This is a genomic window from Citrobacter sp. wls708 (assembly GCF_005281255.1).
Taxonomy (GTDB): Bacteria; Pseudomonadota; Gammaproteobacteria; order Enterobacterales; family Enterobacteriaceae; genus Citrobacter; species Citrobacter werkmanii.
Genome location: NZ_SZXE01000015.1, coordinates 807473 through 831647, shown reverse-complemented (window position 1 = coordinate 831647; position 24175 = coordinate 807473). Strand labels below are relative to the sequence as shown.

At 49.1% G+C, this 24175-nt stretch carries 18 protein-coding genes and 2 pseudogenes; 9 read left to right on the top strand and 11 right to left on the bottom strand.

Annotated features, from left to right (window positions below; genetic code table 11):
• Complete coding sequence (locus FDW97_RS09230; protein WP_223202797.1) at positions 1-969, bottom strand: LuxR family transcriptional regulator; 969 nt, start codon at positions 967-969, stop codon at positions 1-3.
• Positions 970-1055: 86 nt separating this feature from the next.
• Between FDW97_RS09230 and FDW97_RS09225 the strand changes: the two genes are divergently transcribed.
• The 3 genes and pseudogenes from FDW97_RS09225 to FDW97_RS09215 all read left to right on the top strand — a co-directional run bounded on the left by FDW97_RS09225 (position 1056) and on the right by FDW97_RS09215 (position 4508).
• On the top strand, positions 1056-1286 hold the full coding sequence (locus FDW97_RS09225; protein WP_050927029.1) for an AlpA family transcriptional regulator: 231 nt from the start codon (positions 1056-1058) through the stop codon (positions 1284-1286).
• Positions 1287-1291: 5 nt separating this feature from the next.
• Positions 1292-1921, top strand: a pseudogene (locus FDW97_RS09220) (helicase RepA family protein); the annotation flags it as partial.
• A gap of 250 nt (positions 1922-2171) precedes the next feature.
• Positions 2172-4508, top strand: a complete 2337-nt coding sequence (locus FDW97_RS09215; RefSeq protein WP_249359791.1) for a YecA family protein — start codon at positions 2172-2174, stop codon at positions 4506-4508.
• 682 nt (positions 4509-5190) lie between these two features.
• Here the strand turns inward: FDW97_RS09215 and FDW97_RS09210 are convergent.
• The 4 genes and pseudogenes from FDW97_RS09210 to FDW97_RS09195 form a co-directional block, all read right to left on the bottom strand.
• Positions 5191-6345, bottom strand: a complete 1155-nt coding sequence (locus FDW97_RS09210) for a hypothetical protein (protein ID WP_137350940.1) — start codon at positions 6343-6345, stop codon at positions 5191-5193.
• A gap of 33 nt (positions 6346-6378) precedes the next feature.
• On the bottom strand, positions 6379-7047 hold the full coding sequence (locus FDW97_RS09205) for a hypothetical protein (RefSeq protein ID WP_085049260.1): 669 nt from the start codon (positions 7045-7047) through the stop codon (positions 6379-6381).
• A gap of 260 nt (positions 7048-7307) precedes the next feature.
• Positions 7308-7532 (bottom strand): annotated as a pseudogene (locus FDW97_RS09200) (mechanosensitive ion channel domain-containing protein); the annotation flags it as partial.
• A gap of 432 nt (positions 7533-7964) precedes the next feature.
• Entirely contained in the window at positions 7965-8168 is a 204-nt protein-coding gene (locus tag FDW97_RS09195) for a YfgG family protein (RefSeq protein ID WP_071888163.1), read from the bottom strand.
• A 347-nt stretch (positions 8169-8515) separates the two neighbouring features.
• Here FDW97_RS09195 and FDW97_RS09190 point away from each other — a divergent pair, with 347 nt between their 5' ends.
• Positions 8516-10786, top strand: a complete 2271-nt coding sequence (locus FDW97_RS09190; protein WP_137350939.1) for a sensor domain-containing phosphodiesterase — start codon at positions 8516-8518, stop codon at positions 10784-10786.
• On the opposite strand, the gene ppx is transcribed toward FDW97_RS09190, so the two are convergent.
• The 4 genes from ppx to purM form a co-directional block, all read right to left on the bottom strand.
• Positions 10766-12307, bottom strand: a complete 1542-nt coding sequence (gene ppx / locus FDW97_RS09185) for an exopolyphosphatase (RefSeq protein WP_038642590.1) — start codon at positions 12305-12307, stop codon at positions 10766-10768. The two genes, FDW97_RS09190 and ppx, sit on opposite strands and share 21 nt — an antisense overlap.
• Positions 12308-12311: 4 nt before the next feature.
• On the bottom strand, positions 12312-14378 hold the full coding sequence (gene ppk1, locus FDW97_RS09180; protein WP_069324466.1) for a polyphosphate kinase 1: 2067 nt from the start codon (positions 14376-14378) through the stop codon (positions 12312-12314).
• A 179-nt stretch (positions 14379-14557) separates the two neighbouring features.
• Complete coding sequence (gene purN / locus FDW97_RS09175; protein ID WP_085049257.1) at positions 14558-15199, bottom strand: phosphoribosylglycinamide formyltransferase; 642 nt, start codon at positions 15197-15199, stop codon at positions 14558-14560.
• A complete protein-coding gene (gene purM, locus FDW97_RS09170; protein WP_137350938.1) occupies positions 15196-16233 on the bottom strand; it encodes a phosphoribosylformylglycinamidine cyclo-ligase in 1038 nt (345 codons plus the stop codon). Before purM ends, purN begins: the two co-directional genes overlap by 4 nt.
• A 295-nt stretch (positions 16234-16528) precedes the next feature.
• On the opposite strand from purM, the gene FDW97_RS09165 reads away from it, so the two are divergent.
• From FDW97_RS09165 to FDW97_RS09150, 4 genes are all read left to right on the top strand, one after another.
• Complete coding sequence (locus tag FDW97_RS09165; protein ID WP_137350937.1) at positions 16529-17959, top strand: 6-phospho-beta-glucosidase; 1431 nt, start codon at positions 16529-16531, stop codon at positions 17957-17959.
• A 183-nt stretch (positions 17960-18142) separates the two neighbouring features.
• Positions 18143-18769: a uracil phosphoribosyltransferase gene (gene upp, locus FDW97_RS09160; protein WP_038642580.1), complete on the top strand. Its 627-nt coding sequence runs from the start codon at positions 18143-18145 to the stop codon at positions 18767-18769.
• Positions 18770-18865: 96 nt separating this feature from the next.
• Positions 18866-20155, top strand: a complete 1290-nt coding sequence (gene uraA / locus FDW97_RS09155) for a uracil permease (protein WP_038642578.1) — start codon at positions 18866-18868, stop codon at positions 20153-20155.
• Between the two features lie 95 nt (positions 20156-20250).
• Positions 20251-20952: a DnaA inactivator Hda gene (locus FDW97_RS09150; protein ID WP_211924219.1), complete on the top strand. Its 702-nt coding sequence runs from the start codon at positions 20251-20253 to the stop codon at positions 20950-20952.
• 34 nt (positions 20953-20986) lie between these two features.
• Here the strand turns inward: FDW97_RS09150 and arsC are convergent, their stop codons facing one another.
• Positions 20987-21346, bottom strand: a complete 360-nt coding sequence (arsC, locus tag FDW97_RS09145; protein WP_003037937.1) for an arsenate reductase (glutaredoxin) — start codon at positions 21344-21346, stop codon at positions 20987-20989.
• Positions 21347-21417: 71 nt separating this feature from the next.
• A complete protein-coding gene (gene bepA / locus FDW97_RS09140; protein WP_137350936.1) occupies positions 21418-22881 on the bottom strand; it encodes a beta-barrel assembly-enhancing protease in 1464 nt (487 codons plus the stop codon).
• Positions 22882-23107: 226 nt separating this feature from the next.
• On the opposite strand from bepA, the gene FDW97_RS09135 reads away from it, so the two are divergent.
• Positions 23108-24172: an AI-2E family transporter gene (locus FDW97_RS09135; RefSeq protein ID WP_006683504.1), complete on the top strand. Its 1065-nt coding sequence runs from the start codon at positions 23108-23110 to the stop codon at positions 24170-24172.
• The last annotated feature ends 3 nt before the right edge of the window (positions 24173-24175 follow it).

Sequence of the window (24175 nt, the reverse complement as noted above, 5' to 3'; positions counted from 1 at the left end):
CTAGATTAGAATGTTGAATTCTTTGTGCACAGATGCTAAGGCTTTGGATACGGCCTGCTTTGTCATGGTTGTCCGATAGTTTTCTTCTAATTTTTTTGCGATTGTATACTGATTAAACCCATAGCGTTTTAATACGACTATCATCTTCTTAGTATCAGAAAGTTTAGAATCAACCATTCTCCGAGCAATATTTCTAAGCTCGCCTAGATCTGCTGAGGTTATAGTTTTATTCTGCATCCACTTATAAAAATAGTCATCAACTAATCTATCCCCTGAGTTTGCATTGGTTTTATTTGGTTTAGCGCATTGTCGTCTCAGTCTTATTAGTTCTTTATTAAACTGTTCGGAAGAACGCTTTCCTTGTCTGTACTTGGGATTCCATTCGCCATCGGTCAGTCTGGGCCTATGGTTCGAGCAATATCGATGGCTAAGGACCAATTTTTCATGTTCGGGAAACTCAATATCATGAGCAGCATATTCTGATATCTCACTAATAAATTGAGAGTATTCAGTCTGGTTACCGCAGAACTCGCAAAAACCTAGTTTACGCTGAGCATTTATAGTTACCCCTTTTACCGGTGATGATTTCTTCGGTCGCTTGGATACACACTCACTAACTAACTCAATAAGAGATTCAATCGTAGCAATAAAGCATTTATCGAGTGAGTTTTGACGATCTAAAGTCAGGATGAAATTACGCAATAAAAGTCTTTGCGCGCACGCTACGGCTTTAAAACCCACTTTCTTGAGTAGTTCACTAAATCCCATACCTACGCCAGAAATGAAGTCCTTATGGCTTAGTGGCAGAGAATTTATATAAGCCGCTACTACAGGGTCAATAACTTCCTGTATCAGACGCAGTATTGGATACCTCCGCGAAGCTATGGAATACGGAGAACTGCGTTCTACAAATATTTTTATTGCTGCTGTAACAGTAGGGTCACAGCCTTCCCAGGTAGTAATTTTCATGTCAACCATTTTAGCCAATGAATAGGTTTTAGCAAGTGGTAATGCTTGGCATTGTATAGGCCTGATAGGAAACTGGAGGAAGGTAGATGCAAACAAAGGCAAATAGCACGCTTATCAATAGAAAAACACTTCTGAAAATGATCCCATTGTCGGCCCGGACTATTTATAACCTTGAGCAACGAGGAGAGTTTCCTCGCCGTATAGCGCTTACTAGCCGAAATGTTGCATGGCAACTGTCTGAAGTCGAACAGTGGATTGCGGATCGTAAATCAGCAATGTTTAAAGCGGCCAGACCCGGTATTGTTTTAGGTAGGTAACTGTAATGTCATTGAATATAATGGAAGCGTTTGAAGCTAAGCCACAACCAATTGATTATGTTTTGCCTAATCTTGCTGCTGGTACTGTCGGAGCGATTATTTCTCCGGGAGGTGTTGGAAAGTCAATGCTGGCATTACAACTGGCTGTGCAGATTACTTGTAGTGTAGACCTTTTAAACTTTGGTGAATATCCAACCGGGTTAGTGGCCTATCTGCCAGTGGAGGACTCGGCAACTATCATTCACCATCGTTTATATGCTTTGGGAAAATATCTAACAGCACGTCAGCAGCAGCTTGTAGCTGATAAGTTACTAGTTGAACCTTTGGTAGGTAAGTGTCCAAATATTTTCTTGTCAGGTTGGAGCAACTTGATCAATGAAATTTCAAAAGGTAGACGGTTAATAATTCTGGATACTCTTCGCCGTTTCCACCAGGAAGATGAGAATAATAGCGGAGCAATGTCCAAAGTCATTGGAAAGCTAGAAGGTATTGCTGCTGATACTGGATGTTCGATTATATTTCTACACCATTCAAACAAAGGCGCTGCCACGATGGGAGTTGGTGATATACAACAGGCAAGCAGGGGTAGTAGTGTCCTGGTTGATAATATACGGTGGCAATCTTATCTGGCGGGTCATTAAAGCGGTGAAATACATCTGAATTTGCGTGTTTTTGTGGGGCTTTGAATCGCCACGGATAATCCCGGCAAAAATTATCCACTACAGTAAGTGCTCGAAACCTCGACGTAACCAGAGTAAGGGCGATATATAAGAAAGCTGATTATCGTGAACAGCGTAAAGCCAAGATGCAGGACTGAGCTGATATGATTGACGAGTGAGCATTATGGTGCTCGAAAGATCAGTAGTTCAAAATGGGGTGATAAGAATGAATATGGAAGAAGATCGAAAGGAGGCTGTAGCTTCTTTATTGAAGGATATGGAATCCATTGCTGACCGAATGCGTGAGTTGATTGTCAAAATGCCTCCGCATGATTTGCTCGGGTACATCTACGCTCAGCACATGATGAAAAAAATGGGAAACCAAATTGGGGGCGAAAAGCAAGGCCAAGAGGGTAGCCCAGCTGACGTACTTAATGAAACCCAGTTCTTACTGGAGTATGTTCACGCGGTTCTGGCATCTGAGGCCGCTCCTGCGGATATGGAATTCGACGAAGCACTGTGCGCTGAGTTGTTTGAACGTAGCCGAAAACTGAGAGAGCAGGCCATGTTCTATGCTATGGCCACCTCTGCTGATACCAAAGATGGCATCTTTGGTCCTAATACGGCCGACATTGAATTCCGTGCGAAATCCACTTGGGTCATGATACGCGGGAATCGTTATCAAGTTTTGGAGGGCGAGTTCTATCGCTACGTTCTGGCGCCTCACAATGATGTTTTGGAGGAGGTGTACGGCATTGGTGCCACCGATATTGCGGAAGGCTTTCAGGCCATGGCCAACGCTACTCGTTCTGGGCAGGCCAACGCAATCATTGAGATGATGAAGCAGTTTGAGGCGGTAAAAGCTTTTTCTATAGAGCAAAGTAAGTCTATGGAAGACGCTATGGAGTCATGGATTGCTGAAAATGAGGAGCAGTCCAAAGCGGCCCGGGGGGCTATGGAGGATATGCTTCGCGGCGGTATTGCCAATGTAAGCCGTCACACGAAGTTGCCACCGACATTGCTAGCAGACTTGTCATACCAGCGAGGAGAAGATACTGAGTTCTTCGCAGCGGGCGATTTTAAGGGGACACCCTTTCGGACACTGCCAGCACGTAAGAAACCTCTAATTCAGCTTGGGTCGGACTACTACGCGGTCGATCCCTGTTTTGCTCGCGATGCGGGGTATCGTGCGCTCCTATTTAATCTCCTTCAGCGAAAGCCGGATTACAATAAGGCCTTTAAAGATAGGCAGAAAATGATGAGCGAAGCAGCCTTTGCCGACATTCTCTATGCCCAGCTTCCGGGAGCCACAGTTCTCCAGGAGGTTTACTACAAGGATCCTCATAGCAAGCAGTGGTCCGAAAACGATACTCTAATCCTGGTCGATGATGTGCTGTTACTAGTTGAGGCTAAGGCTGGTGCAGCTGCCACCATTGCATCACCGGCGCTTGATTTTGGCCGCCATGCTCAATCAGTGCAGGACTTAGTACTCAAGGCATATAAACAATGTGCGCGCTTCTTCAATTATATGAATTCGGCGGATGAAGTGTCCCTCTATCACCTCGTGAATGGTAAATACGAAGAGTGTTGTCGTGTGCGTCGCTCTGACTACCGGGTGATGGTGCCGATTGGGTTGACAGTCGAGTCGTTCTCGCCCTTTTCCACGTACTGTAAAGAATTACCGCAGGTTGAGCCTTTACTTGGAAAGCATGCTTTCATTTCACTGTCCATCGACGATTTGTTTGTGCTCAAGCGACTCTTGCCCACACCCGGGGAGTTCGTCCATTACTTGGAGGTGCGGCAAGCCGTGGCCGGAATACGCGGGGCTCATCTCTTCGACGAGTTCGATCACTTGGGTGCTTACCTGAAGAAGAACCGTTTTGATCAGGATATTATCGAGCAGTTGAAGGAAGAGAAAGAGAACATGGTTATCTGGGATGGCATGAGTGACATCGTCGACAGGACCTTCGAAGGTGAGGAGTTGGAAAGCAAACCGTTCCCAAGTCAGAAGTTCCCGGAGGAGGTTCTGAAGCTGCTTGGAGCACTCGATAGCACCCGAGCTAGCGGCTGGCTTTCAGCAGAGAGTCATATCCGTGACCTAGGAGAGGAAGGCCGGATTAATCTGGCCAAGATGCTGTCCGACCTTCGAAAAACACTGATTCAGCATCCCGTTCGTTACTTTGTTCTGGGCGGGGACGGTGTACCGCTCTTCGTTTGGCTTCAACGGCATGGTCATCCAATTGACTGGACTAAGGTGAACAATAAGGCTAGCGCAGTTGCGTTGAGCGCCAAGGCTACTAACGTCATTGGCGTTGTGGCTGAAGTTAGTGCCGATGGTACTTATGTCCAGGCGCGGTCTTTCAAAATTTACATACCGACGGAGCAAACAGCAGAAAACGCACACATTTATGAAGACGCGGCGAGAATGGCCAATCCTATACGTACGGTCAATCTCGAACGGGAAAAACAAGTCCACTTTGGTCGCAAGAGCAAAAAGATTGGCCGTAATGTCCCTTGTCCATGTGGCAGTGGCATGAAATACAAGAGATGTCATGGACGGTAGAATCTGCTTAGGAGTTCAAATGGAGGCTGTGCATAAATTTGTTTAACCTACTGATTTTTATATTTAATTTTAGATTTTGCTCATGTTGTTCGAGAGTCTTCTCAGCATGAGCCTGAGCTTAATAAACATCGATGAGCAGAAAAAATAAAAAAAATCTCCGCATGGTATTGATTGTGGTATCGAGAAAGATCAACTTCCTAAGTGACTGTTATTTCGATAAATTTTAATTTAATTTATAATGGGGTGGGAATAAGCCGATAACCCTTCCTGAGTTTTCATGAACGGGTAAAACTGCAATCAACCCTCTGTTTTTACAGAGGGTTTTTATTTATGTGCATTCATGAATTTTCTATGTGGCGCACAGTTCCTGACGGTAAATTTGACGTAATCGTCGAACCAGGTCGAGTCATAAAGAAAGTCATTTAATAATAATGAATATCCATATTGATTACTTCGGGGACTCCATGTCCTGCTTATTACTAAAACTGGATATATTCTTTGCGGAATTTACAGCGTATATTTCAAGTTGATCGTCATTAGAATGAGATTGCCAAATATCAATAATTTGTGGAAATCACAGCCAGCACGCCTTCACCCGCTTGGTTGATGAGATGCCGCTGCTTCCAGCCGCGACATCTCGTATTGTATAGCCAATTCTGGACGGTTAGTTAGCGTCGGTGTGCTAACGCAAAAAGCGACCTCTCAGCACCTTATTATCCACAATCTCTAACAATACCTGCGGTGATTGGGCTGCCTGGATGCGTTCGCCGAGTTGTGTAAGTAAAACGTTATCAGTGTTAAGCAGATTATCCGTTTGATTTAGCTTGCGTTCTACCTGTAAGGCATTTGCCTGGGTGCTGCTTGCTCGTTCAAATAACGGCTTCATCTTGCTGAGATGATGGGCGACTTTACGTTTTATTTTTTCCCATTGCTGAAATATGCCGTTGCTGGCATTCAGTTCTTTTAAATAGACTTCGCTTGTCAGGACAAATTCTTGGTTGCCGTCATGCTTGATGAACAGGATGAGATTAGCCACCAACAAACATTGCATACCCGTCAGATACTCACGCTGCAACCGCTCCACATTGCTTATTTTCAGTTTGAGCGCTTCCCGGAGATCGTCAGATCCAAACCAACTGGTTGGTTCAAATTGTTCAATTTCTCGATATGCCTGAGTGATATCCTTTTCAAGATGCTTAACCTGCGAGCGTACTTCCTGCGCGCTTTTGGCCAGGTTGAGTAGTGACTCTTTGGTGATAATGTCATTACGGCTCAGTAATAAACCAATAATATTGAGATGTTCATGGAAAGCCTGGATCTTCGCGAGGCGCGATTGTTCAAGATGGCCTTTAATCGAATCGATCTTTTGTTCGATGATCCGCAGTCTCTCATTAATATCGGCAAGATGTTTTTGGGCCAGAAGTTGTGACGCGATATTAAAAACCAGGCTGGCATTGACCAGCGACTTCAGATTTTCAGCTTCGTGAAATCGGGCTTGTGCGCCAATTTTGTTGGTGTCTGGATTAAGTACCGCGCCGATTGCTCCGCTGCCATCTTTCGCCTGTACCAGTTGGCTGTATTCGAAAGAACAGGTCATTAATTGTGTCGCGTTACCTGCAACGGCAGTGGCGACGGTGGGTACGCTACTGAGCCAGTGGTTCAAGAGTGAAATGCTGCTGGGATCAAGTTCCGTCTGCGAGTCCTGTTGCGTAATATCTTGCCAGTATCCAGGCTGGCTGTGTATTTTCACCAGGGCATTATTTTGCGCGTCGACGATGTCCACCTCGAAGGCCGCTTCTTGCTCAGCTATCTGATTGTTGTTCGCTAAAGTTGACATAGGGTGAATTCTGCTGGGTTAGTTACGGTATTTTTACTGCGCTACTTTGGGCGAGTAAAGCATGTTGAGCATCGCGATATGGGCAATGAACGGAATTGTCACCCGGTATGCCTCCCCAAGCGTTTGGTTAGCAAGGCCAATCGTACTGACGATAGCAGTGACGGGATGTAAGCGGAGTGCGGCAAATGCCGCTACGCTTGCCGCAGTAGACAGGCCGATAACAACCCCTTTATCGTTGATGCGCAGATTATCCTGCATCTTGAAAAAACCGGAGACAACTTTCGTTTCTGTGCAGCGCTCCCAACGTTCATGATCGGCTAATGACTGCCAGTCATCACCAAACAAACTTAGGACGATTTCCCGCTCTTTTGTGGCGTTATTTTTTTTCTTGCTGTCTTTGCCATTGAGCTTTTTATGAACATCGGTTAATAACTCAGAATAAGGCAACGGCTCACTGCGGAAAATATTAACGAGCGAGTGTCCGCCATATTCCTGCAATTCATGTAGCAGATGCCGCAGTCCATGCTCGCTGTAGTCCCGTTCTGCCTTCTCTTCGAGTAGTAAGTCCTTAACGGACGATGATAATGCTACCCGGCCCTTGCCGTTGTCTGTCAGAACGTCGACCAGATAGTCTATGTGATTGAGGGAGGTTTTTTTCAGTAACGACAGGATATGTGGGTCACATTTGACCGGTTGTTCCATTTTTATGGATTCCTTCATCATGAATAACGCATAGAAAACGATAGAGAGTATTGTACAGATATGTTGGGGAGGGGGGGAGGTTGTTTTTTGTAGCCTGTAATGTGAGATATGGAAACATGTAGCGATGATGATATTTACGGCCTCTTTGTTAGCATTTAATTTTTAAATTTTATTTAAGGGTGGGTTTTTAAGCTATTAATCAACGTTAATGCTGCCCTGCAGAGGGAATACCCCCTGTCAGCGTATTTTCATCGACAATCGACCTGGTCGGTGCGGCGAAACGGGGGGCGAGAGTAGTTAACAATATTGTCAGCGATGATTTTGCCGTTAGGGATCACCACCTCTTTACTATCAGCGGTGAGTAGGGTGGTTGAGAAAAGATGCACTTTTTCAACTGTCCCGGTGACAGTGCCAATCTGCACGATTTCTTCGGCGCGGAAAGGTCGCAGGGAAACCAACAATACACCAGCGGCGATGTTGGATAGCATCGCTGTGCCCAGTGAGTCATTCAATACCGCTTCGTATTTTCGGAAATAATGTAAAACTCTGCATCGTAATACCTTGTTGAATATAAAAAGCCAAAATCTTATATATATGTAATTACATTTTAAATATTAATGTGTGCGTTATTTATATTAACTAATGCTATCGGTGAGTGACTATTTGAACTGTGTTTACGTTTATTATCTCCAATACACAGAAATATAGTAACTCAGTGCGAATAGTGTGGTGACGAGGAGCGAAAATATTGTGCAATTGTACGGAAATCAAAAAATGATTTTCTGGGGGAGTATGTGGCATTATAAAAGTAGTGACAGGAGGGAACACAAATCCCTTACCGGATGGTTAACTGTCAGACGATTAGCCATCCGGTAAGGAATCTTGAGGATCAGGACATCAACGCGGTCTGCGAGCGATTAACGTGGGGCTGTTTGTGCTGGGGAGGTCTGTTGCGGCAGGGTTAGCTGCTGAGATTCTTTTTTGTCCTGGTGGTGATGCCACGCACCAATGGCGGAGTAGACGAAGCGTCCGAAGAAGAAGAGAAAGCTGATAAGCAGTACGATCCGGATCATGCGACTGTTAAATCGGTGTCGTTTGCGTAGGCTGGTAACCTGGCTCACAAAAGGTTCCTTGTAGTGTACCCGACATGGGCGATACTCACATTAAGGCATACTGCGAGGGAATGGTCAATTCTTCGTTATGTAAAATTGCTTCAGTTGTTTTATCCCCTTATGTTATGGAAATTAATATGATTATTTGCGCGAATAATGAATTAACGATAAAAAATAATGAAAAGAGTAATAATTGATTAATGAGGGGCATTTTTTTTGATATGTATCAAACGTCGGCCTTTGCTGACAACTAGAATTGATGAATCAATATGATGTATTACTTTAACGATTTAAAGTCAGGTGGGATGCCTGTCTGAATACCCCCTACAGGATGTGTGGGATTCTACTGAGCATCTATGAAACTCAATAAAAAATATATTGGTATTAGAGATAGATGGTGGGCGTTACCTCTCATCTTGCCTTCTTTGCTGTTGCCTATATTGAGCACTGCCAACACCTATGCCCATATTAGTACGGGGACCGTAATACTTTTCTATCTGCCATTGGCGCTGATGATTAGTCTGATGCTCTTTTTTGGCTGGGCGGCATTGCCAGGAATTATCATTTCCATAATCTGGTATAAATATCCGCAGGTTGGACTATTTGAAACACTCTCAATAATTTCTCACTTTATAGTTACGCTAGTGCTTAGTTGGGGCGGGTATAAGGTATTCGTTCCCCGACGCAACAATGTTTCCCACGGCGATTCTCACCTGATGTTTCAGCGAATGTTCTGGCAGGTGTTCTGCCCGGCAACGCTGTTTCTGATTCTCTTCCAGTTTGCCGCCTTTGTGGGCGTCTATGAGAGCAAATCAGGCATGGTGGGCGTAATGCCCTTTAACACCGGCACGTTAATCAATTATCAGGCTATGCTGGCGGGGAATCTGGTTGGGGTACCACTGTGCTATCTTATTATTCGAACGATTCGCAATCCATTGCACCTGAGAGGCTATTTTTCTCAGTTAAAGCAGCAGTTTGACAGCAAAGTTACCAAAACAGAGCTTGCAGTCTGGTCGATTATATTGGCCGCATTTATGTCAATGTTGTGTATGCCGCTAAATGAACAAAGCTCAATATTTAGCACGAATTATACCTTGTCACTGTTACTGCCCGTTATGCTATGGGGCGCAATGCGTTACGGTTATAGATTTATTTCGTTGATATGGTCAGTCGTACTTATTACTGCAATTCATTATTATCAGCGCTATATGCCCTGGTATTCGGGCTATGATACCCAGCTTGCCATTACCTCATCGAGCTATCTGGTTTTCTCCTTTATAGTGAATTTCATTGCCGTACTGGCAACGCGCCAGCGGTTTGTTACCCGACGGAACCATCGTCTGGCATTCTTCGATCCAATGGTACATATTCCAAACTTGCGTGCGTTGAATCGGGATTTGAAAAAAGCGCCCTGGTCAGTGCTCTGCTTTTTGCGCGTGCCCGGCATGGAACTGCTGGTGAAAAATTACGGCATTATGCTGCGTATCCAGTACAAGCAAAAGCTCGCTCAGTGGATAACACCTCTGTTAGAACCGGATGAGCATGTCTATCAATTATCGGGTAATGATCTCGTTTTGCGTTTTAACACAGAGGCTCATCAGGAGCGCATTGAAGCCCTGGACAGGCATATTAAGCAATTCCGCTTTATCTGGGATGGCATGCCTTTACAGCCGCAGGTTGGCATCAGCTTTTGCTATGTTCGCGCTCCGGTTAACCACATTTATTTATTGCTCGGTGAGTTAAGCACCATTGCCGAAATATCTCTGGCGACCAATTCTCCAGAAAATATGCAGCGACGCGGTGTGATGCACTTGCAACGTGACCTGAAAGATAAGGTTGCGATGATGAACCGTCTGCAGCAGGCGCTGGAGCACAATCGCTTTTTCCTGATGGCGCAGCCGATCGCTGGCGTGCGTGGCGATGTCTATCATGAAATTCTGCTGCGACTTCATGGGGATGATGGTGAAACTATCGCTCCGGATAATTTCTTGCCGGTAGCGCACGAGTTTGGTTTGTCATCCAGCATCGACATGTGGGTGATTGAAAACACGCTGAAATTTATGGCGCGGAATCGGGAACAAATGCCTGCCCGTCGGTTTGCAATTAACTTATCGCCTACATCGGTATGCCGTGCCCGGCTTCCGCATGACATCAATCAGTTACTGACGAAATACAAAGTTGAAGCCTGGCAACTCATCTTTGAGGTGACGGAAAGCAATGCCTTAACCAATGCGGAACAGGCACAGGCGACGTTACTACAGCTGCAATCTTTGGGCTGTCAGATTGCGATTGATGATTTTGGCACCGGATATGCCAGCTATGCACGACTGAAAAATGTGAATGCCGATATCCTGAAAATTGACGGCAGTTTTATTCGTAATATCGTTTCGAACAGCCTCGATTACCAAATCGTAGCCTCCATTTGTCATCTGGCGCGGATGAAAAGAATGCTGGTGGTTGCGGAGTATGTCGAAAGCGAAGAAATACGCAGCGCGGTGATTTCGCTGGGAATTGATTACCTGCAGGGGTATTTGATTGGCAAACCGTTGCCGCTGCGCGAAACGCTGGAAGAGCAGGTGCCAGACGAGCCGGCACCTGTTGGGAGCTTATGCTGCGATATCGGGTGAGCTTTCTTCTTCAATTTTGAGACGCCAGCCGGTTACCGCTTCCCAGTATTGCTGCTCTTTTTCCAGATCGAGCAGTACCAGCGCATTTTGGCTGAACCAGTCATGTGGGAAGCGTAAGGTCCAGTGGTTGTCTTCGGTTAGCAGGGTCAGGGTCGGCGGCGTGGTTGTCGCCTGACGCTGATTATTCAGTAATACCCCCAGACGCAATAGCTGGATTAACGGCAGAAACTGTTTTTTCTTAAACAGCGTAAAGCGGGGTAAATCATCAAGTTTCACCGCTTTACGATGGTAACGAACTAATGTTGCCATCATCAGTTGCTGTTCCTGATTGAATCCCGGTAAATCGCTATTTTGTAAAATGTAAGCAGAATGGCGATGCAGGCCGCTATGGTTAATATTCAGCCCAACCTCATGCAGCATCGCAGCCCAGCGCAGTAACGCTTCCAACTGGGGATTGGCCAGTTTTGGCTGCTGAATATGCCACTGGTCATACATCTGCATGGTGGTTTCCAGCACACGCCGGGCTTGCTCACTGTCAATGTTGTACTGATTCGCCAGGCTGCTGGCAGTGCGGCTACGTACATCCTGATGGCGAAAACGGCCTTCCATCTCATACAGCACGCCTTCACGTAGCGCGCCATCGGACAGCCGAAGCTCGCGAATCGCCAGCGCATCAAAAACGCCGCACAAAATAGCAAGCCCAGGTACAAACACCGCTTTTCGTTCTTCTGAAAGTCCCGGCAAACTGAGCGCATCGAATGACGCGTGCTTCAGCACTTCAGCGGTCAGTTTTTCCAGACGTTCGGGGGTGATAAAACCATCTTTCTCCCCCATCTCCAGCAGCACTTCGTGTGCCGCTTTAATGGTACCCGACGCGCCCAGCGCAACGTTCCAGCCCTGAATACGAAACTGCCAGGTTAGCGTTTCAAGTTTTTGCGCTGCCGCCATGCGGGCGCGCTGGAAGTTTTCCCGACTGATAGCGCCGCCCGGGAAATACATCTGAGCAAAACTAACGCAGCCCATACGGCGGCTTTCGACCAGTTTGGGTTCGAAATCTTCGCCGATCACCAGTTCCGTTGAACCGCCGCCGATATCGATAACCAGCTTGCGGCCTTTTTCCGGCTGGGTGTGTTCAACGCCCATAAAAATCAGACGTGCTTCTTCATTGCCAGAAATAATCTCAATCGGGTAGGGGATAACTTTTTCTGCGCGCTTGAGAAAATCGGTCGCGTTCAGCGCCTGACGTAGAGTATGGGTTCCCACGATACATACGCTCGACGGGGGAAAACCTTGCAGTCGTTCGGCGAAAAGCGACAAACAGCTTAACCCGCGCTCCATTGCTTCTTCGCTCAGCTTGTTGTCTGCGCCGAGTCCATCCGCCAGATGTACGCGTTGTTTCAGTCGTCCGATGATTTGCATTGCACCATCAACCACGCGGGCAATGACCATATGAAAACTGTTTGAACCCAGGTCGACCGCAGCAAATTCCTGCGGTCGTGGTGACTTGTCGTGTATTGGCATATCGTTAGTCAGGTTGCTCGAGTGATTTGATGTAGTCGTAAATCGCCAATTGTGACTGAACCTTACGGCGGTTTCCACGTGGCACGTAGCGATTACTCAGTTCTTTATCGATGAAGCGGGCCTTCACCGTATCGCTAAACAGAATATCAATGATATCCAGCACGCGTTGCTTGAGGCGTGGATCAAGTAGCGGGGTAGCGACTTCGATACGATAGTCGATATTTCTTGTCATCCAGTCAGCCGAGGAGAGATACACCTGCTTATCGCCGCCGTTCTCAAAGATATAAACCCGGTCATGTTCGAGGTAGCGGTCAACAATGCTGATAACGCGAATATTGTCGCTGATGCCTTCAAGGTTCGGGATCAGAGAACACATACCGCGAATCAATAAATTGACCGGCACGCCCGAGCCTGAGGCCGCATAGAGACGATCCACCAGACCCTTATCGACCAGGTTATTCAGTTTTAACGTAATACCTGAAGGTAACCCTTGCTGTGCGTTAGCGATCTCTTTGTCGATCATGGCGTACAGCAGGCGACGTGAGTTCTGCGGAGAAACCAACAGATAATCAAATGTTACCGGACGGTATGGGTTTTCAATGAAGTTGAACACCCGGCGAACTTCGTTAGTAATGCGTGAATCGGCGGTAAGCAATGAGTAATCGGTATAGAGGCGCGCCGTTTTTTCGTTGAAGTTACCGGTCCCGATATGCGCATAGCGCACGACGTCATCGCCTTCTTTACGTGAGATAAGAAACAGCTTGGCGTGAATTTTCAGGCCTGGGGCGGAGAAGATGACGTGAACGCCCGCTTCGGTAAGACGTTTGGCCCAGTGAATGTTGGCTTCTTCATCGAAGCGTGCCTGCAGTTCCACGACGACAGTGACTTTCTTACCGTTATGCGCGGCATGGATCATCGCGTCGATGATGCGCGAGTCTTTTGCCACACGGTAGATGTTGATTTTTATCGCCAGTACGCTTGGGTCGAAGGAGGCCTGACGCAGTAGTTCCAGGACATGTTCAAAGGTGTGATACGGATAATAAAGCAGTACATCACGCTCGCGGATTGCGTCAAATCCGTTACGGAATTTCTCGTTATCGAACCAGATGTGACGCAGACGGGGCAGTGGTTTATTCACCAGGTTAGCTTTGCCAACATTGGGGAAGTTAATAAAGTCTTTGAAGTTATGGTAACGCCCGCCGGGAACGATGGAGTCGTAGCGAGAAATGGTCAGTTTTTCACGCAGCACCTCGACCAGCGCATTAGGCATATCTCGCTGATAAACAAAGCGCACAGGCTCGGCGGTCAGACGCTGTTTCAGGCTGGATGACATCAGCTCCATCAGGCTGGATTCCATCTCGTGCACTAAATCGTATTCCGCGTCGCGGGTCATTTTCATCGAATAGGCGTTCAGCGCATCGTAATCAAAGAACCCTTTGAAAATATCGTCAAGGCAATAACGTAAAATGTTGTCCAACAGGATCATCGGTTTACGACGACGCGGGGTCTCCGGCGGCAAATTCACAAAACGGGGAACCTTGTCAGAAGGGATTTCCAGCAGCGCGTAGCGGATCGTATCACCACGGATAATCTCCACCGCCAGATAGGTATAGTCATCTTTCAGAAACTGGACTAAATCCGTCTCACGGTTAATCAGAATCGGCGTAATGTGCTGGCGAAGATATTGCTTGAAGTAATGGCGTAACCAGCTCTGCTGATTCACCGACAATTGGCGTTCGTTGATTAAGAAAATCTGGTTACGCGCCATCTCCAGCAGTAATTCGTTATACAGGCCGTCAAATTCCTGATCGGCTTTTAATACGCGGGCCTGGATTTTGCCGAGCAGATGGCGGGAATGAGAGTTTGAACCCTGTTCTTCGCTAATGATGATTCGGCGCTTCAGTTCGGCAAAACGAACCTTGTAAAACTCGTCGAGGTTATTGGAATAGATGCCTAAAAAACGCATCCGTTCGATCAACGGGTTTGATTTATCAGCAGCTTCCTGGAGTACACGTTCGTTAAACGCTAACCAGCTGAGTTCTTTCTCGATATATAGCTTTTCCTGACCCATTACCACTTTTACTCCGTTTCATTCACGGGACACTACCGATTTATTATGGCGAGCATTGCTCTCAGATGTCCAACTGTGCCAGAAAAATATGACAATAAACTGTCTGATAGCAAAGAGAAAGGGGGGAAGAATAGTAGGCCGGATAAGCGAAGCGCCATCAGGCCTACCGGAAGATGTGATTATTCGTCGGCGGCGTAGCCTTGCGGCGGCAGGCGAACGCCGTCCAGCCATGCTGCGTTATCGCGCATCTTCAGGCGACCATCGATAAACCAGCTTACCACCAGCGGGTAAATCGCATGTTCCTGGGCCTGAACCCGGGCAGTGACATCATCTTCGCTGTCGCCTTCAAATACCGGAACCTTGGCCTGGAGAATAACCGGTCCACCGTCCAGTTCATCAGTAACAAAATGGACGGAGGTTCCATGCTCTTCATCGCCGTTATCCAGTACCTGACGGTGCGTGTGCAAACCGGGATACTTCGGCAATAAAGACGGGTGGATATTCAGCAACCGTTCCGAATAGTGAGCGACAAACGCCGGGCTGAGGATGCGCATATAACCGGCCAGCACCACGACATCGGGGCCGTAGGCGTCAATCTCTTGTATCAGTTGGCGGTCAAATGCGTCGCGGCTGGCAAACTGAGCGGCCTCCAGCGAATGTGCCGGAATATTCGCTTCTCGTGCACGTTCAAGGCCGAACGCATCGGCCTTGTTACTGAATACTGCCCGTATGGTGCCATTGATTTTTTTCTGTTCGCAGGCGTCGATGATCGCCTGCAAATTGCTTCCGTTACCGGAAATGAGCACCACAATGTTTTTCATTCAATGACCACACGCTGTTCGGAATCAGAGGCTTTGATGATACCGATTTTCCATGCGTTTTCACCTTTCTCATTGAGCAAAGCGAGGGCGTTGTCCACTTCCGAAGCTGGCAGGGCGATGACCATGCCTACGCCGCAGTTGAAGGTACGGTACATCTCGTGCTGGCTGACGTTACCCGCCGTTTGCAGCCAGGTGAAGACGGCTGGCCACTGCCATGAGGATTCGTCGATCACTGCCTGCGTGTTGTCTGGCAGGACGCGCGGAATATTTTCCCAGAAGCCGCCGCCGGTCAGGTGGGCGATGGCATGCACATCAACCTTCTCGATCAGATCCAGAATGGATTTTACGTAAATACGGGTCGGGGCCAGTAAGTGATCGGCCAGCGACTTGCCTTCAAGCTCGGTGGTTTCAGGGTCACAACCGCTGACTTCAACGATTTTACGTACCAGGGAGTAGCCGTTGGAGTGCGGGCCGCTGGAGCCGAGCGCAATCAGCACGTCGCCGTCAGCCACTTTTGAACCGTCGATAATCTCGGATTTTTCGACGACGCCAACGCAGAAGCCAGCCACGTCGTAATCTTCACCGTGGTACATGCCCGGCATTTCAGCCGTTTCACCGCCCACCAGCGCACAGCCTGACTGCAGACAGCCTTCGGCAATACCATTAATGACGCTGGCTGCGGTATCCACATCCAGTTTGCCAGTCGCATAGTAGTCGAGGAAAAACAGCGGCTCAGCACCCTGAACCACGAGGTCGTTGACGCACATCGCGACCAGGTCGATGCCAATGGTGTCGTGGCGTTTCAGGTCCATCGCCAGACGCAGTTTTGTGCCTACGCCATCTGTGCCGGAAACCAGTACCGGTTCACGATATTTTTGCGGCAATGCGCACAGCGCACCGAAGCCACCCAGACCACCCATTACTTCCGGGCGACGCGTTTTCTTTACTACGCCTTTGATTCGATCAACCAGAGCATTACCTGCATCAATATCAACACCGGCATCTTTGTAGCTAAGAGAGGTTTTATCGGTCACTGCCTGCTTCCCCACATGTTTACTTGCAGTAAAAGTTAAATTCGGCGCAATTCTAACAGGGAAAGCAAACGTTTGCGAGCCTGCTCTGCATCAAGTTTTATCTGCTGATTTTTTCAGCATTTTACAGTCATTTATCTATTTGTTTGAATCGCGCCACGAAAATGAAACCGGGTACATTCTTGTGCTTGAAACCAGCCAGCCAAATGCGCAGTATCGTACTGAAACCGGTTTCTGTTTTCTGTTACGGACCTCACCGAGAGTGTTTTGAACAGGGTAATCATGATAGGGGGAAGGTATGTCTGGATTTAAAGCAGATTTCATGTGGGGGGGCGCTGTAGCCGCTCACCAACTGGAAGGTGGCTGGCGGGAAGGTGGAAAGGGAATTAGCGTTGCTGATGTGATGACGGCGGGGGCGCATGGTGTGGCGCGTGAAATTACTGACGGTGTGATCGCCGGTAAAAATTACCCTAACCATGAGGCGATTGATTTTTATCACCGCTATAAAGAGGACATAAAGCTGTTTGCTGAAATGGGCTTTAAATGTTTTCGTACTTCCATTGCGTGGACGCGTATTTTCCCATTAGGCGATGAAGCGCAACCCAATGAAGCCGGCCTGCAGTTTTATGATGATCTGTTCGACGAATGTCTGAAACATGGCATTGAGCCGGTAATTACGCTGTCGCATTTTGAGATGCCTTACCATCTGGTGACGGAATACGGCGGCTGGCGCAATCGTAAACTTATCGATTTCTTTGTCCGTTTTGCCGGGGTGGTTTTCACGCGTTATCAGCACAAAGTGAAGTACTGGATGACGTTTAATGAGATTAACAACCAGGCGAATTATCACGAAGACTTCGCCCCTTTTACTAATTCTGGTCTGAAGTACCAGCCTGGTGAAGATCGCGAGCCGGTCATGTACCAGGCGGCGCACTATGAACTGGTGGCAAGCGCGCTGGCGGTGAAGACCGCGCGTGAAATTAACCCCGCGTTGCAGGTAGGGTGCATGATTGCCATGTGTCCAATCTACCCGCTGACCTGCGCGCCAGACGATATGATGATGGCGATGAACGCCATGCACCGTCGTTACTGGTTTACCGACGTGCATGTGCGTGGTAGATACCCGCAACATCTTCTCAACTACTTTGCTCGCCGTGGCTTTGAACTCGATATCACCAAGGAAGACCGTCAGGCGCTGGCCCTGGGCTGCGTTGATTACATCGGTTTTAGCTACTATATGTCTTTCGCGACGCAGGCTACGGCGGATAACCCCCAGTTGGATTACGATGAGTCGAAAAGCCTGGTACCTAACCCGTACGTGCAAAAATCGGACTGGGGCTGGCAGATTGATCCGGTCGGTCTGCGCTATGCGCTGAACTGGTTCTGGGATCATTATCAACTGCCGCTATTTATTGTCGAAAATGGATTTGGCGCCATCGACGTGCGCGAGAGCGATGGTACAGTCAACGACCAGTACCGTATCGACTACCTTGCCGCCCACATACGTGAGATGAAAAAAGCGGTGGTGGAAGATGGCGTGGAACTGATGGGATATACCCCGTGGGGGTGTATTGATTTAGTCTCGGCCGGGACGGGGGAGATGAAAAAACGCTACGGGTTTATCTACGTCGATAAAAATAATGACGGTAGTGGGACATTAGCACGCTCGCCTAAGAAATCTTTTTCATGGTATCAAAACGTCATCCAGACTAATGCTGAATATCTTTAAAATTCATAGCATTGATAACAAGCTCCGCCATGAGTACGGGGCTTGTTTTATACTCATCATCCAGACGCAAACGACTTTGGTTGATCCATATCAAGCGGATGCAGTGTTGCGCCAGAGACGAAAAGCGGTATAATCCGGCGATTTTTTTTGTGGTTGCCACTCGTCTGAGGAAAGGAGAAGAGTATGAAGATCGTGGAAGTCAAACACCCACTCGTCAAACACAAGCTGGGACTGATGCGTGAAAACGATATCAGCACTAAACGCTTTCGTGAACTCGCCTCGGAAGTTGGCAGCCTGCTGACTTATGAAGCAACCGCTGATCTGGAAACCGAAAAGGTGACCATTGAGGGCTGGAACGGTCCGGTTGAAGTAGACCAAATCAAAGGTAAAAAAATCACCGTTGTGCCAATCCTGCGTGCCGGTCTGGGCATGATGGAAGGCGTACTGGAAAACGTTCCGAGCGCGCGTATCAGCGTTGTCGGTATGTACCGTAACGAAGAAACGCTGGAGCCGGTTCCGTATTTCCAGAAGCTGGTTTCTAACATCGATGAGCGTATGGCGCTGATCGTAGACCCGATGCTGGCGACCGGCGGTTCCGTTATCGCCACCATCGACCTGCTGAAAAATGCTGGCTGCACCAGCATTAAAGTGCTGGTGCTGGTTGCTGCGCCGGAAGGTATCGCGGCGCTGGAAAAAGCGCACCCGGATGTTGAGCTGTACACGGCCTCCATCGATCAGGGACTGAACGAGCACGGATACATTATTCCGGGGCTTGGCGATGCCGGCGATAAGATTTTTGGTACCAAGTAAACGAATAAGTGAAAAAAAGCCGACTTTAAGAGTCGGCTTTTTTTTGAATACAACAACCTAATCGCTAATAACAAACAACACTCAGAGGAAAACACTATGACGCGCCGTGCTATCGGGGTAAGTGAAAGACCGCCGCTTTTACAGACAATCCCGCTTAGTTTGCAGCACCTGTTCGCCATGTTTGGCGCTACGGTACTGGTGCCAGTTCTGTTCCACATCAACCCGGCTACCGTTTTGCTGTTTAACGGCATTGGTACGTTGCTGTATCTCTTTATCTGTAAGGGTAAAATTCCCGCGTATCTCGGTTCCAGCTTTGCGTTTATTTCTCCGGTGCTGCTGCTGCTGCCGTTAGGTTATGAAGTGGCGCTGGGCGGTTTCATTATGTGCGGCGTCCTGTTCTGCCTGGTTTCTTTCATCGTTAAGAAAGCAGGCACCGGCTGGCTGGATGTGATGTTCCCTCCGGCGGCGATGGGCGCAATCGTTGCCGTCATCGGCCTGGAGCTGGCAGGCGTTGCTGCGGGCATGGCGGGATTACTGCCTGCTGAAGGGCAATTACCGGATTCGAAAACCATCATCATCTCGATGGTGACGCTGGCGGTGACGGTATTTGGCTCCGTACTGTTCCGCGGTTTTATGGCGATTATCCCGATTCTGATTGGGGTGCTGGCCGGTTATGCGCTCTCTTTCGTGATGGGCGTTGTGGACACCACGCCGATTGCCCAGGCGCACTGGTTTGCGCTGCCGACTCTCTACACGCCGCGTTTTGAATGGGTTGCCATTCTGACCATCTTGCCTGCTGCGCTGGTGGTTATCGCTGAACACGTCGGACACCTGGTAGTGACGGCAAATATCGTGAAAAAAGATTTGATTCGCGATCCTGGTTTGCATCGTTCTATGTTCGCCAACGGCCTGTCTACGGTCATCTCCGGTTTCTTCGGCTCTACGCCGAACACCACGTATGGCGAAAACATCGGCGTAATGGCGATTACCCGCGTTTACAGTACCTGGGTTATTGGCGGCGCCGCGATTTTTGCCATCCTGCTCTCCTGTGTAGGCAAGCTGGCGGCGGCGATCCAGATCATCCCGCTGCCGGTTATGGGCGGCGTATCGCTGTTACTGTACGGCGTGATTGGCGCTTCCGGTATTCGCGTACTGATCGAGTCAAAAGTTGACTACAACAAAGCTCAGAACCTGATCCTGACCTCGGTCATTTTGATCATTGGCGTGAGTGGCGCGAAAGTTCACATTGGCGCCGCAGAGCTGAAAGGCATGGCGCTGGCGACCATCGTTGGTGTCTGCCTGAGCTTGATTTTTAAAGTCATCAGCCTGCTGCGTCCGGAAGAAGTGGTGCTCGACGCAAAAGATGCAGACAGCCCGCAACAGTAAGTCTCTGACCGGGCGGCATCGCTGCCCGGTTCTATCGCGACGCATTTCTGTGTTAAACTCAACGCGATTTTATGAAATCCTGGGTTGAGGTATCTCTGAACACACCGGCACAGCTCTCTTTGCCACTTTATCTTCCTGACGACGAAACGTTTGCAAGTTTCTGGCCGGGGGATAACTCCTCTTTACTGGCTGCACTGCAAAACGTGCTGCGTCAGGAACATAGCGGGTATATTTATCTCTGGTCGCGTGAAGGCGCTGGCCGTAGTCATTTGCTGCATGCAGCCTGTGCGGAACTGTCTGCGCGCGGCGATGCGGTAGGTTACGTGCCGCTCGATAAGCGCACCTGGTTTGTTCCCGAGGTGCTCGACGGTATGGAGCATTTATCACTGGTATGCATCGATAACATCGAATGTGTGGCCGGTGATTCGCTGTGGGAAATGGCGATCTTTGATCTCTACAACCGTATTCTGGAGTCGGGGAAAACGCGTCTGCTGATCACCGGCGATCGCCCGCCAAGGCAGCTCAATCTGGGGTTACCGGATCTCGCTTCGCGCCTGGACTGGGGACAGATCTACAAGCTGCAGCCGCTTTCCGATGAAGATAAGCTGCAGGCGCTGCAATTACGCGCCAGGCTTCGTGGGTTTGAACTGCCGGAAGATGTGGGACGTTTCCTGCTTAAACGTCTGGATCGGGAAATGCGTACGCTGTTTATGACGTTGGATCAGCTTGATCACGCATCGATCACCGCCCAGCGTAAGCTGACCATTCCGTTCGTAAAAGAGATTTTGAAACTGTAAACGCCGCAGCCGAAAAGAGTGCGGCGATTTCAGCTTAACCGACGATTTCCAGTACCTGCTCCGGCGGACGTCCGATCCGCGCCTGGCCTTTGGCAACCACAATGGGGCGCTCCATCAGCTTCGGATTTTCAACCATCGCCTGAATCAGCGCATCTTCACTCAAATTCTTGTCCGCCAGGTTAAGCGACTTGTAGAGATCTTCTTTCTGGCGCATCAGTTCGCGCGCGCTGGACATCCCCAGCATCTGCAGCAGTTCACGCAGGGTTGCGGCGTCTGCTGGCGTTTCCAGATACAGTACTACTTCCGGGTCCACGCCGTTGGACTTCAGCAATTCCAGCGTTTCGCGGCTCTTGGAACAACGTGGGTTATGGTAGATTTTAATCGCGTCTGACATTACTTCTCCTTGCATAACAATACTGCCGGATGGCGACGCTACAGCATCGCCATCCGGCAAGAGTTCGATAATTACATCTTCGTATACGGTTTAAAACGTTCTTGCAACTGGCGCAACTGGTCGATACGGGCATCGTATCTGGCCTGCTGCTGGCTTCCCAGTTTGACCTGCGAACTTGCGCTGCTGAGCATCGAAATCGCCTGGTCAAGACGCCCTGCAAGGGCATACCCTTCCGCACGGGCAGCCAGTTCCTGATCGCGGTTACCGAGAGCAGCCTCCGTTTGCGCTAACAAATCCCAGCCGTTAGGGTCATCCTTATGGTTAAACGTATAACGATTCAGGATATTGGCTGCTTCTTTGGCTTGTCCGCCCTGTAAATACGCATTTGCCAGATTGAGCTGCAGTACCGGGTTGACTCGCAGGTCTCGAGCATTTTTAAGGCGATTAATCGCGTCGCCGGTTTTCTTCTGGCCGAGATCGATATCCGTTGCCAGGTCAAGATACCAGGCATTGTTTGGTTCGGCCGTCAGCAATGGTTGCAGCGCTTTATGCGCCTCGTCGTATTTACTGGCCTCCATTGCCTGCAACGCCCGGCCATATTGCGCCGCACGTTGCTCGCGTACGTTGCCTTTCGACCAGTTACTCAGCAAGTCATCGGTCAACTGGTTGCGACCAGAGTTATACATGCCTAAGGTTCGCGCCTTGGCCAGATAAAAATCTTCTGAAGACTGGACGACGACCGGGCGCATCTGGTTGGCGCGGTTACGCGCATCTGCCAGACGGCTTTCTGGCAGGGGGTGGGTCAGCAAAATTTCCGGTGGACGCGAAGAGTAACGGGCCTGATCGAGCAGTTTTTCCAGGAACGTCGGCATGGCTTGGGGATCGAATCCCGAACGTTGCAGTACCTGAATACCGATGCGGTCCGCTTCCTGTTCGTTTTGCTGCGTAAAGCTGATCATTCCCTGGCGCGTACCCGCCAACGTACCGGTCAGCGCCGCCATACCCGCCTGGGGGCTGGCCATCGCCAATAAAATGGATCCTAACGCACCGACCCACGTTAGCGGGGCGCTGCGTTTCTGATCTTCCATCGCTCGCGCCAGGTGACGCTGCGTGACGTGGGAAATTTCGTGCGCCATAACCGATGCCAGTTGGCTTTCGTTATCGGAATAGCGGAACAGTGCGGAGTGCAAAACAACGTTGCCGCCAAAGAAGGCAAAGGCGTTAATTTCATCGTTGTTGATTAAAAAGAAGGTGAAGGGCGTTTTTACCGAGTCGGCGTGTGCAACTAAACGCATCCCCAGACTATTAATATATTGGGTCAGCAACGGATCGTTAATTAACGGCGCGCTGCCCCGCAGCTGGCGTACATAAAAATCGCCCATCTGCATTTCCTGTCCTATGGAAAGGGTACTCCCTGCCGAGGTTCCCATATCAGGCAGGGTGTCCGCGGGGTCAGCAAATGCGGGCGCAACCTGACCGATGGTCAGTGCGGCAATGAGGGTAGCAACCAGGTTTTTTTTCAACTGCCTGAACATAACCTCTGTCCTGTATTCTTTTTTGAGATAGCCATTTGACCAATGCCGTGAAGTATCGTTCACACTCCGCAAGCTTAGGGAGTGTAACTGTGAAACCTGACGATGAACACCCAGGAAAAATGTCTTTTCACTTTGCGTAATCAGCCATAAAAAGCGAAGTCTTTTTTGTGACATTTCGATACAATTCGGGATCGCAATCCCGCTATTGGGTTCATGGAAGGGTTTTATGCTCGAAATGTTGATGCAATGGTATCGCCGCCGCTTTAGCGACCCCGAGGCCATCGCCCTGCTAATTATTCTGGTTGCCGGTTTTGGCATCCTGTTCTTCTTTAGCGGTCTTTTGGCGCCGCTGTTGGTCGCCATTGTGCTGGCGTACCTGCTTGAGTGGCCGACTGTACGGCTGGAACATATCGGCTGTTCACGGCGCTGGGCGACATCAATCGTGCTGGTGGTGTTTGTCGGTATTTTGCTGCTGATGGCGTTTGTCGTGATGCCCGTCGCGTGGCAGCAGGGGATTTACCTGATCCGCGATATGCCCGGTATGCTCAATAAATTATCTGATTTTGCCGCCACTTTGCCACGACGTTATCCGGCGCTGATGGATGCGGGCATCATTGATGCGATGGCGGAGAATATGCGCTCGCGGATGCTCACCATGGGCGATTCGGTGGTGAAATATTCGTTAGCCTCTCTGGTCGGATTGCTGACGCTGGCGGTCTATCTGGTGCTTGTCCCGTTGATGGTATTCTTCCTGATCAAAGATAAAGGTCAGATGCTGAACGCCGTGCGTCGGGTACTGCCGCGTAATCGCGGACTGGCGGGACAGGTATGGAAAGAGATGAATCAGCAAATCACCAACTATATCCGCGGAAAGGTGCTGGAAATGGTGGTGGTTGGCGTGGCGACCTGGCTCGGCTTCCTGCTGTTTGGCCTCAACTATTCCCTGCTATTGGCGGTGCTGGTGGGGTTCTCGGTTTTGATCCCGTATATCGGCGCTTTTGTGGTGACGATTCCGGTCGTCGGAGTGGCGTTGTTCCAGTTCGGGCTTGGCACCGAGTTCTGGAGTTGCTTTGCCGTGTACCTGATAATCCAGGCGCTGGACGGTAATCTGCTGGTCCCGGTACTGTTCTCCGAGGCCGTTAACCTGCACCCGCTGGTGATTATTCTGTCGGTCGTTATTTTTGGCGGGCTGTGGGGATTCTGGGGCGTATTCTTTGCGATTCCTCTGGCGACGCTTATCAAAGCCGTCATGCATGCCTGGCCTGATGGTCAGGCCGTTGACGAACCTTAATCT

Coding starts and splice junctions, on each gene's coding strand:
- uraA (WP_038642578.1), top strand. CDS start 18,866: ATGACGCGCCGTGCTATCGGGGTAAGTGAAAGACCGCCGCTTTTACAG.
- upp (WP_038642580.1), top strand. CDS start 18,143: ATGAAGATCGTGGAAGTCAAACACCCACTCGTCAAACACAAGCTGGGA.
- FDW97_RS09210 (WP_137350940.1), bottom strand. CDS start 6,345: ATGTCAACTTTAGCGAACAACAATCAGATAGCTGAGCAAGAAGCGGCC.
- arsC (WP_003037937.1), bottom strand. CDS start 21,346: ATGTCAGACGCGATTAAAATCTACCATAACCCACGTTGTTCCAAGAGC.
- FDW97_RS09230 (WP_223202797.1), bottom strand. CDS start 969: ATGAAAATTACTACCTGGGAAGGCTGTGACCCTACTGTTACAGCAGCA.
- ppx (WP_038642590.1), bottom strand. CDS start 12,307: ATGCCAATACACGACAAGTCACCACGACCGCAGGAATTTGCTGCGGTC.
- FDW97_RS09215 (WP_249359791.1), top strand. CDS start 2,172: ATGAATATGGAAGAAGATCGAAAGGAGGCTGTAGCTTCTTTATTGAAG.
- bepA (WP_137350936.1), bottom strand. CDS start 22,881: ATGTTCAGGCAGTTGAAAAAAAACCTGGTTGCTACCCTCATTGCCGCA.
- FDW97_RS09225 (WP_050927029.1), top strand. CDS start 1,056: ATGCAAACAAAGGCAAATAGCACGCTTATCAATAGAAAAACACTTCTG.
- FDW97_RS09205 (WP_085049260.1), bottom strand. CDS start 7,047: ATGGAACAACCGGTCAAATGTGACCCACATATCCTGTCGTTACTGAAA.
- purN (WP_085049257.1), bottom strand. CDS start 15,199: ATGAAAAACATTGTGGTGCTCATTTCCGGTAACGGAAGCAATTTGCAG.
- FDW97_RS09190 (WP_137350939.1), top strand. CDS start 8,516: ATGAAACTCAATAAAAAATATATTGGTATTAGAGATAGATGGTGGGCG.
- ppk1 (WP_069324466.1), bottom strand. CDS start 14,378: ATGGGTCAGGAAAAGCTATATATCGAGAAAGAACTCAGCTGGTTAGCG.
- FDW97_RS09165 (WP_137350937.1), top strand. CDS start 16,529: ATGTCTGGATTTAAAGCAGATTTCATGTGGGGGGGCGCTGTAGCCGCT.
- FDW97_RS09135 (WP_006683504.1), top strand. CDS start 23,108: ATGCTCGAAATGTTGATGCAATGGTATCGCCGCCGCTTTAGCGACCCC.